Origin of the sequence: Nostocoides australiense Ben110 (assembly GCF_001050535.1) — a bacterium.
Classification (GTDB): Bacteria; Actinomycetota; Actinomycetes; order Actinomycetales; family Dermatophilaceae; genus Nostocoides_A; species Nostocoides_A australiense.
This window is the reverse complement of sequence record NZ_HG764815.1, coordinates 390,140-405,004: the sequence shown is the minus strand read 5'-3', so window position 1 is coordinate 405,004 and position 14,865 is coordinate 390,140. Positions and strand designations below refer to the sequence as shown.

At 67.7% G+C, this 14,865-nt stretch carries 12 protein-coding genes; 6 read left to right on the top strand and 6 right to left on the bottom strand.

Features of this window, described 5'->3' with window-relative positions; translation table 11 throughout:
- On the bottom strand, nt 1-3,066 hold a 3,066-nt coding region (uvrA, locus tag BN11_RS01865; RefSeq protein ID WP_083433450.1), incomplete at its 3' end, for an excinuclease ABC subunit UvrA.
- A gap of 71 nt (nt 3,067-3,137) precedes the next feature.
- On the opposite strand from uvrA, the gene trhA reads away from it, so the two are divergent.
- Nucleotides 3,138-3,854, top strand: coding sequence for a PAQR family membrane homeostasis protein TrhA (trhA, locus tag BN11_RS01860; RefSeq protein WP_048693714.1), 717 nt, complete (start codon nt 3,138-3,140; stop codon nt 3,852-3,854).
- Nucleotides 3,855-3,862: 8 nt separating this feature from the next.
- On the opposite strand, the gene BN11_RS01855 is transcribed toward trhA, so the two are convergent.
- The 5 genes from BN11_RS01855 to BN11_RS01835 form a co-directional block, all read right to left on the bottom strand.
- Nucleotides 3,863-4,567, bottom strand: coding sequence for an ABC transporter ATP-binding protein (locus tag BN11_RS01855; RefSeq protein ID WP_201329342.1), 705 nt, complete (start codon nt 4,565-4,567; stop codon nt 3,863-3,865).
- A 50-nt stretch (nt 4,568-4,617) separates the two neighbouring features.
- Complete coding sequence (locus BN11_RS01850) at nt 4,618-5,460, bottom strand: ABC transporter ATP-binding protein (protein WP_048693710.1); 843 nt, start codon at nt 5,458-5,460, stop codon at nt 4,618-4,620.
- On the bottom strand, nt 5,457-7,163 hold the full coding sequence (locus tag BN11_RS01845) for a branched-chain amino acid ABC transporter permease (RefSeq protein WP_048693706.1): 1,707 nt from the start codon (nt 7,161-7,163) through the stop codon (nt 5,457-5,459). The genes BN11_RS01850 and BN11_RS01845 overlap by 4 nt, the downstream gene beginning before the upstream one ends.
- Nucleotides 7,160-8,128, bottom strand: a complete 969-nt coding sequence (locus tag BN11_RS01840; RefSeq protein ID WP_048693703.1) for a branched-chain amino acid ABC transporter permease — start codon at nt 8,126-8,128, stop codon at nt 7,160-7,162. Before BN11_RS01840 ends, BN11_RS01845 begins: the two co-directional genes overlap by 4 nt.
- Before the next feature lie 216 nt (nt 8,129-8,344).
- Complete coding sequence (locus tag BN11_RS01835; protein ID WP_048693701.1) at nt 8,345-9,583, bottom strand: branched-chain amino acid ABC transporter substrate-binding protein; 1,239 nt, start codon at nt 9,581-9,583, stop codon at nt 8,345-8,347.
- Nucleotides 9,584-9,798: 215 nt separating this feature from the next.
- Here BN11_RS01835 and BN11_RS01830 point away from each other — a divergent pair, with 215 nt between their 5' ends.
- From BN11_RS01830 to whiA, 5 genes are all read left to right on the top strand, one after another.
- Nucleotides 9,799-10,242, top strand: coding sequence for a Rieske (2Fe-2S) protein (locus BN11_RS01830; protein WP_048700593.1), 444 nt, complete (start codon nt 9,799-9,801; stop codon nt 10,240-10,242).
- Nucleotides 10,243-10,316: 74 nt separating this feature from the next.
- The gene (gene uvrC, locus BN11_RS01825; RefSeq protein ID WP_048693698.1) at nt 10,317-12,296 is read left to right on the top strand and encodes an excinuclease ABC subunit UvrC; all 1,980 of its coding nucleotides are present in this window, start codon (nt 10,317-10,319) and stop codon (nt 12,294-12,296) included.
- A gap of 26 nt (nt 12,297-12,322) precedes the next feature.
- Nucleotides 12,323-13,225, top strand: a complete 903-nt coding sequence (gene rapZ, locus BN11_RS01820) for an RNase adapter RapZ (protein WP_048700591.1) — start codon at nt 12,323-12,325, stop codon at nt 13,223-13,225.
- Nucleotides 13,222-14,154, top strand: a complete 933-nt coding sequence (locus BN11_RS01815) for a gluconeogenesis factor YvcK family protein (protein ID WP_048693695.1) — start codon at nt 13,222-13,224, stop codon at nt 14,152-14,154. The genes rapZ and BN11_RS01815 overlap by 4 nt, the downstream gene beginning before the upstream one ends.
- 79 nt (nt 14,155-14,233) lie before the next feature.
- A partial coding sequence (gene whiA / locus BN11_RS01810; protein WP_048700589.1) for a DNA-binding protein WhiA occupies nt 14,234-14,865 on the top strand: 632 nt, incomplete at its 3' end.

Below are 14,865 nucleotides of genomic sequence, written 5' to 3'. Positions count from 1 at the left end.
TGCCGTAGCCTTGGTTGCCGTAGCCTTGGTTGCCGTGGCCTTGGTTGCCGTGGTCTTGGTTGCGGTCGCCTTCTTCGCCGTGGCCTGCACCGTCGCGGAGGCTCGGTGCGGGGTCCGGGCGGAACGCTCCAGAATCGGCGCCAGGAAGCGCCCGGTGTGCGAATCCTGATCTGCCGCAACATCTTCGGGAGTGCCTTGGGCGATCACGCGGCCACCGCCGGACCCACCCTCGGGTCCCATGTCGATGATCCAGTCGGCGTTCTTGATGACGTCGAGGTTGTGCTCGATGACGATCACCGTGTTGCCCTTGTCGACCAGTCCCTGCAGGACGATCAGCAGCTTGCGAATGTCCTCGAAGTGCAGGCCGGTCGTCGGCTCGTCGAGCACATAGATCGTCCGGCCGGTCGAGCGCTTCTGCAGCTCGGAGGCCAGTTTGACGCGCTGCGCCTCGCCACCGGATAGCGTCGTCGCCGGCTGGCCCAGCCGGACATACCCCAGACCGACCGCATTGAGCGTCGACATGTGGCGCGCGATCGCCGGCACCGCCGCGAAGAACTCCTCCGCCTCCTCGATCGGCATGTTGAGCACGTCGGCGATCGTCTTGCCCTTGAAGTGCACCTCAAGGGTCTCGCGGTTGTAACGCGCCCCATGGCACACCTCGCACGGCACATAGACATCCGGCAGGAAGTTCATCTCGATCTTGATCGTGCCGTCACCCGAGCAGGCCTCGCAGCGCCCGCCCTTGACATTGAAGGAGAACCGGCCCTGCTGGTAGCCGCGGATCTTCGCCTCCGTGGTCGTGGCGAAGAGCTTGCGGATGTGGTCGAACACGCCCGTATAGGTCGCAGGATTCGACCGCGGCGTCCGCCCGATGGGGCTCTGGTCGACGTGCACGACCTTGTCGAGGTGCTCCAACCCCGTGACCGACTTGTGCCGGCCGGGCACGTGCCGGGCGCCGTTGAGCTTGTTGGCCAGCACGTTGTAGAGGATGTCGTTGACCAGCGTCGACTTGCCCGACCCGGACACGCCCGTCACGGCTACGAAGGTGCCGAGCGGGAAGGACACGGTGACGTCGTCGAGGTTGTGCTCCTTGGCACCGACGACCTTGACCATGCGCTGCCGGTCGATGGGCCGCCGCACCGGGGGAGCGGGGATGTCGAGCCGCCCCGAAAGATATTGCCCCGTAATGGAATCGGGGTGGCTGAGCAGGTCGGTCACCGGCCCGCAGTGCACGACGTGGCCACCGTGTTCACCGGCGCCCGGCCCGATGTCGACAACCCAGTCGGCGTGCTCGATGGTGTCCTCGTCGTGCTCGACGACGATGAGGGTGTTGCCGAGGTCGCGCAGCCGCTCCAGTGTCTCGATGAGCCGGTGGTTGTCGCGCTGATGCAGGCCGATCGACGGCTCGTCGAGGACGTAGAGCACCCCCACCAACCCGGAGCCGATCTGGGTCGCGAGCCGGATCCGCTGCGCCTCGCCGCCGGACAACGTCCCCGCCGGCCGGTCCAGCGACAGGTAGTCCAGTCCCACATCGAGCAGGAAGCCCAGCCGGGCGTTGATCTCCTTGATCACCCGCTCGGCGATGGCGCGCTCGCGCGTCGTGAAGTCGACCGCTTCGAGGAAACCGGCCGCCTCCTTGATCGACAGCCTCGACACGGCGGCGATCGACTGCCCGCCGATGAGCACCGCCAGGGACTCGGGCTTCAGGCGCGTACCCGCACAGGCGGGGCAGGGCACCTCACGCATGTAGCCCTCATACCGCTCCCGGCTCCAGTCGGACTCGGTCTCGGCATGACGGCGTTTGACGAACGGCACCGCCCCCTCGAAGCCGGTGCTGTAGGAGCGCTCACGGCCGTAACGGTTGCGGTAGCGCACATGGACCTGATGGTTCTTGCCATGCAGGACAGCGGTTTTCGCGCGCTCTGGCAGTGCCTTCCACGGCGTGTCCATCGAGAACGTCAGGTCCTCGGCGAGCGCCGTCAAGACCCGCTGGAAGTATTCGGCCGAGCCGCTGCCCTGGCCCCATGGCGCAATGGCTCCCTGCGCCAGGGACAAGTCCTCGTCCGGGACGATGAGTTCCGGATCGACTTCGAGTTCGACGCCGATACCCGTGCACTTGGGGCACGCCCCGAAGGGGCTGTTGAAGGAGAAGGAGCGCGGCTCGATCTCGTCCATCGCCAGCGGGTGCTCGTTGGGGCACGCCATCCGCTCCGAGAAGCGCCGCTCCCGCCCGGGGTCGTCGGCCGGCAGGTCGACGAAGTCCACCACGAGCAGCCCACCGGCCAGCGAGAGCGCCGTCTCGACCGAGTCGGTGAGCCGGCGCTTGGCCGAGCGCCCCGCCTCACTGTCGGAGTTCTTGGCCACCAACCGGTCGACGACGACGTCGATGGTGTGTTTGACCTGCTTCTCCAACTTGGGGTGATCGGAGAGGGTGACCACCTGCCCGTCCACCCGCGCCCGCGCGAACCCCTTGCTCTGCAGCTCGTGGAACAGCTCGACATACTCGCCCTTGCGAGCCCGCACCACCGGCGCGAGCACCTGGAAGCGCGTGCCGTCGGGCAACTCCATCAGCCGGTCGACGATCTGCTGCGGAGTCTGTTTGGTGATCGGCTCCATGCACACGGGGCAGTGGGGGCGACCGGCTCGGGCATACAGCAGACGCAGGTAGTCGTGGACCTCGGTGATCGTGCCCACCGTCGAGCGCGGGTTGCGGTTGGTCGACTTCTGGTCGATGGAGACGGCGGGGGAGAGCCCTTCGATGAAGTCGACATCGGGCTTGTCCATCTGCCCGAGGAACTGGCGCGCATACGCCGACAGCGACTCGACATATCGCCGCTGACCCTCGGCGAAAATGGTGTCGAACGCGAGCGAGGACTTGCCCGACCCGGACAGCCCGGTGAAGACGACAAGGCTGTCTCGGGGCAGTTCCACCGAGACGTCCTTGAGGTTGTGCTCCCGTGCGCCACGCACGATGAGCTTGTCGTGGAGCCGGCTTCCGGCGCCACGTTTCGAGGTCGAGATCGTCACGACGGCAATGCTAGGCGGCACCTCCGACAATCCCCCCATCCGAACTTCCCAAGCCTCGATTCGCGAACTACCGGCAAGTAACCTACGGTTGCGTAGGTTACGCTGGAGGGGTGAACGCGGCAGCGTCTGAACCAACGCGTGGCTCCGCCCTGGCCGATGCGGCCGGCGGGGTGCTCGATCAGGTCAAGCCGAAGTTGCGGGGCTGGTTGCATCTGGGCGCCTTCCCGCTCGCCGTGGTGGCCGGGATCGTCCTCGTCGGCCTGGCCCCACCCGGGCGAGGTCGCATCGCCTGCGCCGTGTTCGCCCTCAGCGCTGCGGCCCTGTTCGGCACGAGCGCGCTCTATCACCGGGGCCACTGGTCCCCTCGCGTCGCGCGCCTGCTCAAGCGCATCGACCACTCCAATATCTTCGTCATCATCGCGGGCAGTTACACGCCGTTCACCGTGCTCTTGCTCCCGCCGGACCAGGCCCGCACCCTGTTGTGGATCGTATGGAGTGGCGCGCTGCTCGGGGTCGCCTTCCGGGTGTTCTGGGTCGGCGCCCCCCGCTGGCTCTACACGCCCGCGTATGTCGCGCTGGGCTGGACCGCCGTCTTCTACCTGCCCGACTTCCTGCAGCGCGGCGGCGTGGCCGTCCTGACGCTCGTGCTCGTCGGTGGCATCCTCTATACCCTCGGCGGCCTCGTTTACGGCATCAAGCGTCCCAACCCGATCCCGCGGTGGTTCGGCTTCCACGAGGTGTTCCACGCCTTCACCATCGCGGCCTTCGTCGTGCACATGGTCGGGGTCTTCCTCGCCGTGTACACCCCTGTCGCCCAGTCCGGCTAGTCGGGCGGTCAGTCTTCTCCCAGGTAGGCCTTGCGGACGTCGTCGGAGGTGAGCAGCTCCCGGCCGGTGCCTTGGAGCACGACCTTGCCGACCTCGAGGACGTAGCCCTTGTTGGCCAAGCGCAGGGCGGCCTGCGCGTTCTGCTCGACGAGCAGGATGGTGGTGCCGCGGTCCTGCAGCGTGCGGACGGTCGTCATGATGCGCTTCATCATCAGCGGCGACAGGCCCATCGACGGCTCGTCCAGCATCAGCAGCTTGGGTCGCGACATCATCGCACGTCCCATGGCGAGCATCTGCTGCTCACCGCCGGAGAACGTGCCCGCCGGCTGCTTGGAGCGTTCCTGCAAGATCGGGAACAGCTCGTAGGCCTCCTGCAGGTCCTTGCCGATCTCGCCGTCTTCGCGAGTGAAGGCGCCGAGAAGGAGGTTCTCCTCGACGGTCATCTGCGGGAAGATGCGCCGGCCCTCGGGGCAGTGCGCGATGCCGAGCACCACGATCTCGTGCGCGGGCACGTCGTCGATCCGCTTGCCCTGGAAGGTGATCGAGCCCGCACTCGGGCGCAGCAGGCCCGAGATCGTCCGCAGGGTCGTGGTCTTGCCGGCGCCATTGGTGCCGATGAGCGAGACGACCTCGCCCTGGCCGACCGTGAACGAGATCCCCTTGACGGCCTTGATCTTGCCATAGCTGACCTCGAGGTCCTTGACCTCCAGCATTGCCGGGGCCGATGCGGGTCGGGTCAGGTCGGATTCGTGAACCGCGTGACTCATGCCTGCACCTCGTCCTCGTCGTCCTCGAGTTCGCTGCCGCCGATATAGGCCTCGACGACGCGCGGATCGGATTGCACTTCACCGGGTGTGCCCCACACGAGGGCCTCGCCGCGCACGAGACACAGCACCCGGTCGCAGAGCTGGAAGATGAACCGCATGTCGTGCTCGATGACGACGACGGCCAGGCCTTGGTCACGGATCTTGAAGATCAGGTCCATGGCCTGCTGCGTCTCCAGCGGGTTCATGCCGGCCGTGGGTTCGTCGAGCAGGATCAGCTTGGGGTCCGTCGCCAGCGCCCGGGCGATCTCCAGGCGCCGCTGGTCGCCATACGGCATATTGCGCGCCAGCAACTCGCTGGACTTGCCGAGCCCGACGAAGTCGAGCAATTCCTGCGCCCGCGAGCGGGATTCGGCCTCCTCGCGGCGGTACTTCGGCCCGTGGAGCACCGACGTGATCGCGCCGGAGGTGGTGCGGCAGTAGCGCCCCACCATGACGTTCTCGAGTGCCGTCATATTGCCGAAGAGCCGGATGTTCTGGAACGTCCGCGCCATCCCCGCTTTGACCACCGCACGGGGCTTGGGCGGCAACACCTCGCCGTAGAACTTCACCGTTCCCGACGTCGGCTTGTACATACCGGTCAGGCAGTTGAAGAACGTCGTCTTGCCGGCGCCGTTGGGCCCGATCAGGCCGACGATCTCGCCCTCGTGGACGTCGAAGTCGACCTTGTTCACAGCCACCAGACCGCCGAAGCGCATGGTGACCTGCTCGGCGTCCAGCACCTTGGCACCGCGTTGGGGGCGGGCTCGGCCGTCCTGGACCTCGGTGTCGATCACGGTCATCGGGCTGCCTCCGGTGCGGCGTCGATCAGATGGTCGGCTTGGACCTCTTGGGCGAGTTCCTCGTCGTCCTCGTGGAACTCCAGTTGCCGTCGTTTGCTGGCGATCAGGCCCTCGGGGCGCACCCGCATCATGATGACGAGGAGGAGACCGAAGAGCAGCAGCCGGTACTCGCTGAAGAAGCGCAGCTTCTCGGGCAGCAGTTTCAGGATGGTGGCGCCGATCAGGACGCCGGCAACGGTCCCCATACCGCCGAGCACGACGGCGGCGAGAAGGAACGCGGACTCGAGGAAGATGTACTGGTCGGGGGAGGCCGCCGTGTCCTGGTGCGCCTTGATCGTCCCGGCGAGCCCGGCGAGGAAAGCACCGACGGCGAAGCCGAGCAGCTTCAGGCCGAAGGTGTTGACCCCCATCGCCTCCGCCGCACGCTCATCCTCGCGGATGGCCACCCAGCCGCGTCCGATCCGGCTGTTGTTGAGCCGGGTGAAGACCAGGATGATGAACCCGATGAGCAGCAACAGGATGAAGTAGTAGTTGCTGAACCGGCCGAGCTGGATCCCGAAGACGGTATGCGGCTTGCCGAAGTCGAAGCCGAAGAGGTTCAGATCCGGGATGCCGGGTATGCCGTTGGGGCCGTTGGTCAGGTCCGGCCCGTTGTTGCCGTCCAGGTTGAACATCGACAGCCGGAAGATCTCACCGAAGGCCAGGGTCACGATCGCGAGGTAGTCGCCCGACACCCGCAGGGTCGGTGAGCCGATGATCAGACCGAGAGTGGCCGCGACGCACGCACCGATCAGCATGACGACGATGAACGGCGGCTTCCAGCCGATCGTGGCCGAGGCGGCATTCGACATCATCGCGCCGACATACGCCCCGGAGCCGAGGAAGGCGATATAGCCGAGGTCGAGAAGGCCGGCGAGACCCACGACGATGTTGAGGCCGATCGCGGTGGCCGCAAATATGAGCACCTGCGTGGCGATCGACATGTTCGCGTCCGAGCCGTCCTGGGTGAACGGGAACAGGAACGCGACGACGAAGGCGGCCAGCGTCAGCACGTGCCGGTGCCGTTGCGCGACATGGCTCATCCAGGTGAAGAAGCCGGCGCGGGCGAGGGCCATGAAGGCGACGGCCGCCATGACGAGGAAGCCGACGAAGATCCACGGGTCGTCTCGTCCCAGGACGTATGCCGCACCGAAAAGGATCGCGGCCATGCCGAGCACGATGACGACGATCTCCAGAACGGGGTTCGCCTTGGCCTTGGCGAAGCTGTTGAGCTGGCGCTGCGGCACGAATCGTGCCCCGACCGTCAGCAGGAGCGCGCCGGCGAGTGCCAGCCAGCCGCCGGGGTTGACGTTGACCAGGCCACCCGCCTCGGAGGCGATCGCGACCAGGGAGAACACGACGAAGAGCAGCGACCCCGTGCCGAGGGCGCGCAGCCCCAAGGCGGTGTCGAACCAGTCGCCGAGCCGGTGCAGCGGACCCCTGTGCATGAGCGCGAGCAGGACGCCGACGGCGCCGAGGATCATCGCGAACAGCTGCAGGCTGGCGGGCCAGAAGGCGATGGAGATGTCGCCCAGGATGCTGGGGTCGAAACTCCAGGAGAGCAGGCCGCTGACCAGCAGCAGCAGGGAACCCACGAGCGCCAGCGGCCAGCCTTTGCCGGAGTGCTGCTCGCGGAGGGTGTCGGGGAGGGTCGGCAGGTTCACGCGCGGTCCACCACCTTCGCGCCGAGCAGGCCTTGGGGCCGGAATACCAGGATGACGATGAGCAACGCGAAGGCCCACACGTCCTTCCATGAGGACCCGCCGAACTGTCCGAAGGGATCGGGCAGCATGCCGGTGTACTGGGTGATGAAGGCCTCGGCGAGCCCGAGCACCAAGCCGCCCACGACGGCGCCCTGGATATTGCCGATGCCGCCCAGGACGGCAGCGGTGAACGCCTTCAGGCCGGCGATGAAGCCCATCTTGAAGTTGACATTCGTGATCTGCAGGCCCTGTGCCACGCCCGCGATCGCCGCCAGCGCGGCACCCACGGCGAAGGCGACGACGATGATGCGGTCGACGTTGATGCCCATCAGGCGTGCGGTATCGGGGTCTTGCGAGACCGCCTGCATGCCGCGGCCCAGCTTGGTCTTGTTGACGAACCACCACAGGCCCACGGCACTCAGCAGGAGCATCGCCACGGTGAAGATCGCCGCCCGCTGAATAGTGACGCCCTCCATCGGGTGGAAGGCCCTCCCGGTGACGACGTCGATCTGCGGGAAGGGGATCTTGGCCTTCGCGGACGGGAAGTCGGTGCCGGGCACCTTGTCGAAGAACAAGCGCACGAACTCCTGGAGAAACACCGAGATGCCGATGGCGGTGATCAGGGGTGCCAGGCGAGGGGCATTGCGCAAGGGCCGGTAGGCCACCCGCTCCATGAGCACGGCGGTCCCCACCGACGCGATCATCGCCCCGATGATCATGATCGGCAGGATCCACAGCGCGGTCTGGCCTTGGAAGAGGAGCAGATAGGTGGCCAGGGCTCCGAACGCGCCGATCATGAACACCTCGCCGTGGGCGAAGTTGATCAACTGGACGATGCCGTAGACGACGGTGTAGCCCACGGCGATCAGCGCGTAGAGGGAGCCCAGCGTCAGCCCGTTGACGAGCTGCTGCAGGAAGATCTCCACGAAGGGTCTGCTCCTTAGGTGTCAGGCCGCGCGCCGGGGGTGACCGGCGTCACAGCGCGAGTGCTGGGAGAAAGCTAGCGAACGGGGCCGACATCGAGATAACGCGACGCCTCGAGAGGAGCGCACCGCATTGCGCGCACTCCGAATGCAATGGCGTCGATGACGGACAGCGTGCTGCCCCCCATCGACGCCATTGCCTCGGATCGGCCTAGCCGATCACTTGAATTCGTCGGTCTTCTCGGTCTTCCACTCTCCGCCGGTCACCTTGTAGACCGTGAGGATCTTGGTGGTGGTGTCGCCGAACTCGTCGAAGGCGACCTTGCCCGTGACGCCGTCGAAGCTGACCTTGCCGAGGGCGTCGACGGTGGCCTGGCGGGCATCCTCGACGCTGGCGGCGTTCGCCAGCGAGGTCTTCAGCGCGTTGATGATGGAGTTCGCCGCGTCATACGCATAGCCGCCGTAGGCCGCAGACGGGTCCGAGTAGCCGGCTGCCTTGTACTCCTCCAGGAACTTCTTGCCGGAGTCGGTGCTGTCGGTCGGGGCGCCCACCGACGTCGCGAGGTCGCCATCGGACGTCGACCCGGCGAGTTCGATGAACTTCGGGTCGAAGATGCCGTCACCGCCCATGAGCGGGATGTTCAGGCCCTGGCTCTTCATCTGCTGGCTCAGCGGGCCCGCGTTGGGGTACTCGCCGCCGTAGTAGAGGGCCTTGGGGCTCTTCGGCTTGATCGCCGAGACGACAGCGTCGTACTTGTCCTCGTCCGGGTTGATCGTCTCGGCCGCGACGACGGTGCCGCCGAGCTTCTCGAACTCTTCGGTGAAGGCTTGGACCAGGCCCTGACCGTAGGCCTTCTTGTCGTGGACGGTCGCGACCTCCTTGATGCCCGACTCGAAGAGGAAGCGGGCGGCGAAGGGGCCCTGGATGGCGTCGGTGGTGCAGGTGCGGAAGTAGGTCTTGAACGGCCGGGCCGGGTTCGCCGCGTCCTCGCCCTTGGTCAGGGAGACACCGGTGTTGGCGGGGGAGACCTGGACGATATTCGCCGAGCTGAGGACGGGCTGGACCTGGAGGGCAACGCTGGAGTTCAGGGTGCCGACGACGCCGATGACGTCCTTGTCGCCCGCCAGCTTGGTGGCGGCGTTCTTGCCGACATCGGCCGTGGCCTGGTCGTCCTCGGCCGCCAACTCGAGCTTCCAGCCCGGGATGGCGTTGGTCTCGTTGGCCTGCTTGATGGCCAGGTCGACGGAGTTCTGGATGCCGAGGCCCAGCGCTGCCAGGTCTCCGGACAGCGGGGCGATGACGCCGATCTTGGCGGTCTTGGTGGCACCGCCGGCGCTGGCACCGGATCCGGCTGCGGACGATGAGGTGTCGCTGCCGCCGCGGGATCCGCACGCGGACAGGGCAAGCGAGGCGACGAGCAAGGTTGCGCCGACGGAGACGGCGGAGCGCTTGGGCACGAGTGTTCCTCCTGTATTACGTGCCGACGGTTCACGTCCCGTCGGACCCGGCGGTTGGCCGGAGTAGGCGCACAGTATCCGCAAATCGGTAAGGAGCAACACGCCTCGCCGGTTGTGTAGTCGTCTCGTTACCGCAGGACCCGAGTTTTAACGCTCAAGAAACATCCCGCTCGCCTAGGATGGGCGCCCGTAACGACTCAACGAGAGGTATGCCGATGACGCACGAAATCGCCGAATCCACGCGTCGATCCATGCTCGCCGCGAGCGGAGCGAGTGCCGCCGCGGTGGCGCTGACGGCCTGCGGATCCGGTGCGAGCGATGGGTCATCGAGCGGGAGCACCGGAGCGGCCGGCGCATCCGGGTCGGCCGCGGCCGGCGGCACGAGTGTCGCGAAGGCGGATGTCCCCGTCGGTGGCGGCACCATCCTTGCCGACGCCAAGGTCGTCGTCACCCAGCCGAGCGCGGGGGACTACAAGGCGTTCAGCGCGGTCTGCACCCACCAAGGCTGCATCGTCAGTTCGGTCGCGAGCACGATCGACTGTGCCTGTCACAACAGCGTCTTCTCCATCAGCGACGGGTCCGTCGTGTCCGGCCCGGCGACGTCCGCGTTACCCGCGAAGACCGTCACCACGAATGGCGACAACCTCACCATCAGCTAGAGCGTTAGATCCATTGTTCATGGCCTGACCTGCGCGAATCCACCGCTGTCGGCCCGCGAGCCTAAGCTGCACGGGTGGCCGATCCCTCGTCATACCGCCCTGCGCCGGGGTCGATCCCGACGGATCCCGGGGTCTATCGGTTCCGGGATGTCCACGGCCGCGTCATCTATGTCGGCAAGGCCAAGTCGCTGCGCTCGCGGCTCTCGAGCTACTTCCAAGACATCGCCGCCCTGCATCCGCGCACCGCATCCATGGTGCGCACCGGCGCCTCCGTCGAGTGGACCGTCGTCACCAACGAGGTGGAGGCGCTCCAACTCGAATACTCCTGGATCAAGGAGTTCGACCCGCGGTTCAACGTCAAATATCGCGACGACAAGTCCTATCCCTATCTCGCCGTGACGATGGGGGAGCAGTTCCCCCGCGCGATGGTGATGCGCGGCGCCAAGCGGCAGGGCACCCGATACTTCGGGCCCTATGCCCACGCGTGGGCGATCCGCGAGACCCTCGACCTGATGTTGCGGGTCTTCCCGATCCGCACCTGCAGCGCCGGCGTCTTCAAACGCGCCGGCCAGGTGGGCCGGCCCTGCCTGCTCGGCTATATCGACAAGTGCAGCGCCCCGTGCGTGGGCCGGGTCGACGAGGACCGGCACCGCGAGATCGCCGAGGACTTCTGCGACTTCATGGCCGGCGACACCGGCCGCTTCGTCAAGCGCCTCACGGCCCAGATGAAACAGGCCGCCGCCGAGCTGGAGTTCGAGCAGGCCGCCCGGCTGCGCGATGACATCGAGGCGATGACCAAGGCGCTCGAGCGCTCGGCCGTGGTCTTCGCCGACGCCACCGACGCCGACGTCTTCGCCATCGCCGAGGACGGCCTGGAGATGGCGGTCCAGGTCTTCCACGTCCGCGGCGGGCGGGTGCGCGGCCAGCGCGGCTGGGTCGCCGAGATGGACCGCGAAACCGTGCCCGACCTCGTCGAGCAGCTGCTCATGCAGGTCTACGGCGGGGAGTCCGCCGACGGCATACCCCGCGAGATCCTGTTGCCGGTGCTGCCTCCGGAACCGCTGGCCATGGCCGAGCTCCTGCGCTCGGTGCGCGGCGCCAAGGTCGCCGTCAAGATCCCGCAACGCGGCGACAAGAAGGCCCTCCTCGACACCGTGCGCCGCAACGCCGAGCAAGCCCTCGCCCGACACAAGGTCGCCCGCGCCGGCGACCTGACCGCCCGCGCCCAGGCCCTCGACGAACTCGCCGACGCCCTCGGCCTCGACGAGGCCCCGCTGCGGATCGAGTGCTTCGACGTCTCCCACGTCCAAGGCACCAATGTCGTGGCCTCGATGGTCGTCTTCGAGGACGGGCTGGCCCGCAAATCCGAATACCGCCGGTTCATCGTCAAGGGCGAACAGGTCGACGACACCGCCGCGATGCGCGAGGTCCTCACGCGGCGCTTCGCCCGCTACCGCATCGAACGCACCGAGACCGAAGACGGTAAGGCCAAGAAGTTCGCCTACCCGCCCAACCTTCTCGTCGTCGACGGCGGCCGTCCGCAGGTCGACGCGGCCGCTCGCGTTCTCGAAGAGCTGGGGATCGTCGACATCGCCTGCGTGGGTCTCGCCAAGCGACTGGAGGAGGTATGGCTGCCGGGCAGCGACTTCCCGGTGATCCTCCCGCGCGGCAGCGAGGGTCTGTATCTGCTGCAACGGGTTCGCGACGAAGCGCACCGCTTCGCCATTACCTTCCATCGCGAACGGCGCAGCAAGGCGATGACGACGAGCGCACTCGACGGCATACCCGGCCTCGGCGCGCAGCGCCAGAAAGCCCTGCGCCGGCATTTCGGCTCGGTCGCGAAGATCCGCGCCGCCACCCCCGAGGAGATCGCCGTCGTGCCCGGCTTCGGGTCCGCCCTCGCCCAGGCCGTATGGAGCCACCTGCAGGGCAGCGCCGCCGAACCCGCCGTCAACCTCACGACGGGCGAGATCCTCGACGAAGAAGGCCCTGGGGATGGGCCGGCGGATCTCGACCCGGCAGACGTCGAACGATCCGACACAATGGTCCCGTGAGCGAGCCGGCCGCTGAGGTGGACCCGATGACGCAGCCCTCGGCTGACCCCGACACCGATCTCGACGTCGAATTCCTCATCGTCACCGGCATGAGTGGCGCCGGTCGCTCGACGGTGGGCCACGTCCTCGAGGACCTCGGCTGGTTCGTCGTCGACAACCTCCCCCCACCGCTGCTCGTCGACCTCGTCGACCTCGCCCACCGCGTCTCGCGGCGCCCCGGCCGGCGGCATCGGCGAGTGGCCGCGATCGTCGACGTGCGCGCGAGAGAGTTCTCCGACTCGCTGAGCGGCGCGATCGACCGGCTACGCCAGAGCGGGCGTACCCCGACCGTGATCTTCCTCGACGCCACCGACGAGGCACTGGTGCGGCGCTTCGAGAGCGTCCGGCGGCCGCACCCGCTGCAGGGACAAGGGCGGCTGCTCGACGGCATACAGGCGGAGCGGAAGCTCCTCGGCGAACTGCGTAGCAGCGCAAGCGTTCTGATCGACACCAGCGGACTCAACGTCCACCAGCTGACCCGCAAGATCACCCCGCTCTTCTCGCAGATCGAGCAGCGCACCCGGCTGGCGGTCGTCCCGTTCGGGTTCAAGTACGGCGTGCCCCTCGATGCCGACTTCGTCTTCGACATGCGCTTCCTGCCCAACCCCTTCTGGGTGCCGGAGCTGCGCAGCCTCACCGGCACCGACGCCCCGGTCTCGGAGTTCGTCTTCTCCGAGCCGGGCGCGGAGGAGTTCGTCGATCGGGTCGCGGCGCTCATGGAGACCGTCGCGGCCGGTTATGAACGCGAAGGTCGGCGCTATGTCACCCTCGCCGTCGGCTGCACCGGCGGCAAGCACCGGTCCGTTGCCGTGGCCGAGGCGCTCGGGCGGCGACTGGAGGGTGACGCCTTCGCCACCTTCGTCGTCCATCGTGACCTGGGGCGCGAATGACGCGCGTCGTCGCCCTCGGAGGAGGGCACGGGCTGGCCGCCTCGCTCTCGGCGTTGCGGCATGTCTGCGACGACATCACCGCGATCGTCACCGTCGCCGACGACGGCGGCTCCAGCGGCCGGCTGCGCCAGGAGTTCGGCGTCCTGCCGCCGGGGGACCTCCGCATGGCGCTGTCGGCCCTGTGCGCCGAGAGCGACTGGGGTCACCAGTGGCGGGATGTGCTGCAGCACCGCTTCTCGGGGGACGGCCCGCTCGGCGGCCACGCCCTGGGCAATCTGCTCATCCTCGCGTTGTGGGATCTCGATCCGGAGCCGGTCTACGGTCTCGACCTCGTCGGGCGGCTGCTCAATGCCCGCGGCCGGGTGCTGCCGATGGCGGCCGTCCCGCTCGACATCACCGCGCAAGTGGCCCTGGATCCGGACCGGCTCGATCTGTGCACCGAGATTCGCGGCCAGGACGGGGTGGCGAAAACCAGTGGTCACGTGCGGTCCGTGGCGCTGATCCCGCCCGATCCGCCCGCCCACCCCGAGGCGATTTCCGCTCTGGCACAAGCGGATTGGATCATCTTCGGCCCGGGGTCGTGGTTCACCTCGGTGCTGCCGCACCTGCTGGTGCCGAAGCTGCGGCAGGCCCTCGTCGCGAGCCCGGCGCGCCGCCTGCTCACCCTCAATCTCGAGATGAACACCCTCGAGACGCGGGGGTTCTCCGCGGTCCGGCACATCGAGACGCTGCGCGAGCACGCCCCCGACCTGCGGCTCGACATCGTCCTCGCCGACCCCACGATCGTCGACGACGTGGCCGCCCTCGAGGAGGCCGTGGCCGGCCTCGGCGCGAGGCTCGTCATCGCGGACGTTTCCAACCCCAGAACGCCCGGCGCCCACGACCCGCTGCGCCTCGCCGCGGCATACCGGGACATCTTCGGCGACTGAAGCGGCGGACGGGATGAGGTGACCAAGAGCGCGGCCCCCGGGTTCAGCGAGACCCGCCGGCGGATGGCACCATAGCCCGATGGCCATGACCGCTTCCGTCAAGGACGAACTCAGTCGCCTCGAGGTGACCAAGACCTGCTGTCGCAAGTCCGAGGTTGCCTCGATGCTGCGGTTCGCCGGTGGCCTGCACATCATCGGCGGCAAGATCGTCGTCGAGGCCGAACTCGACACCGCGAGCGTGGCCCGGCGGCTGCGCAAAGAGGTCTACGAGCTCTATGGGCACCGCAGCGAGGTCGTCGTCATGGCCGCCGGCGGGTTGCGCAAGGGCAGCCGGTATGTCGTGCGGATCGTCGAGGGCGGTGAACTCCTGGCCCGGCAGACCGGACTGATCGACGCGCGCGGTCGCCCGGTGCGCGGACTGCCCGCCAAGGTCGTCGGCGGCTCGATGTGCGACTCGGTCGCCGCCTGGCGTGGTGCCTTCCTCGCCCATGGCTCGCTGACCGAGCCTGGCCGGTCGTCGGCGCTCGAGATCACCTGTCCCGGCCCGGAAGCCGGCCTGGCGCTCGTCGGTGCCGCGCGGCGGCTGGAGATCCCGGCCAAGGCCCGCGATGTGCGCGGCGTCGACCGGGTCGTCATCCGGGACGGCGACGCCATCGGGGCGATGCTGACCCGGATGGGCGCGCATGACGCCGTCATTGCCTGGGAGGACCG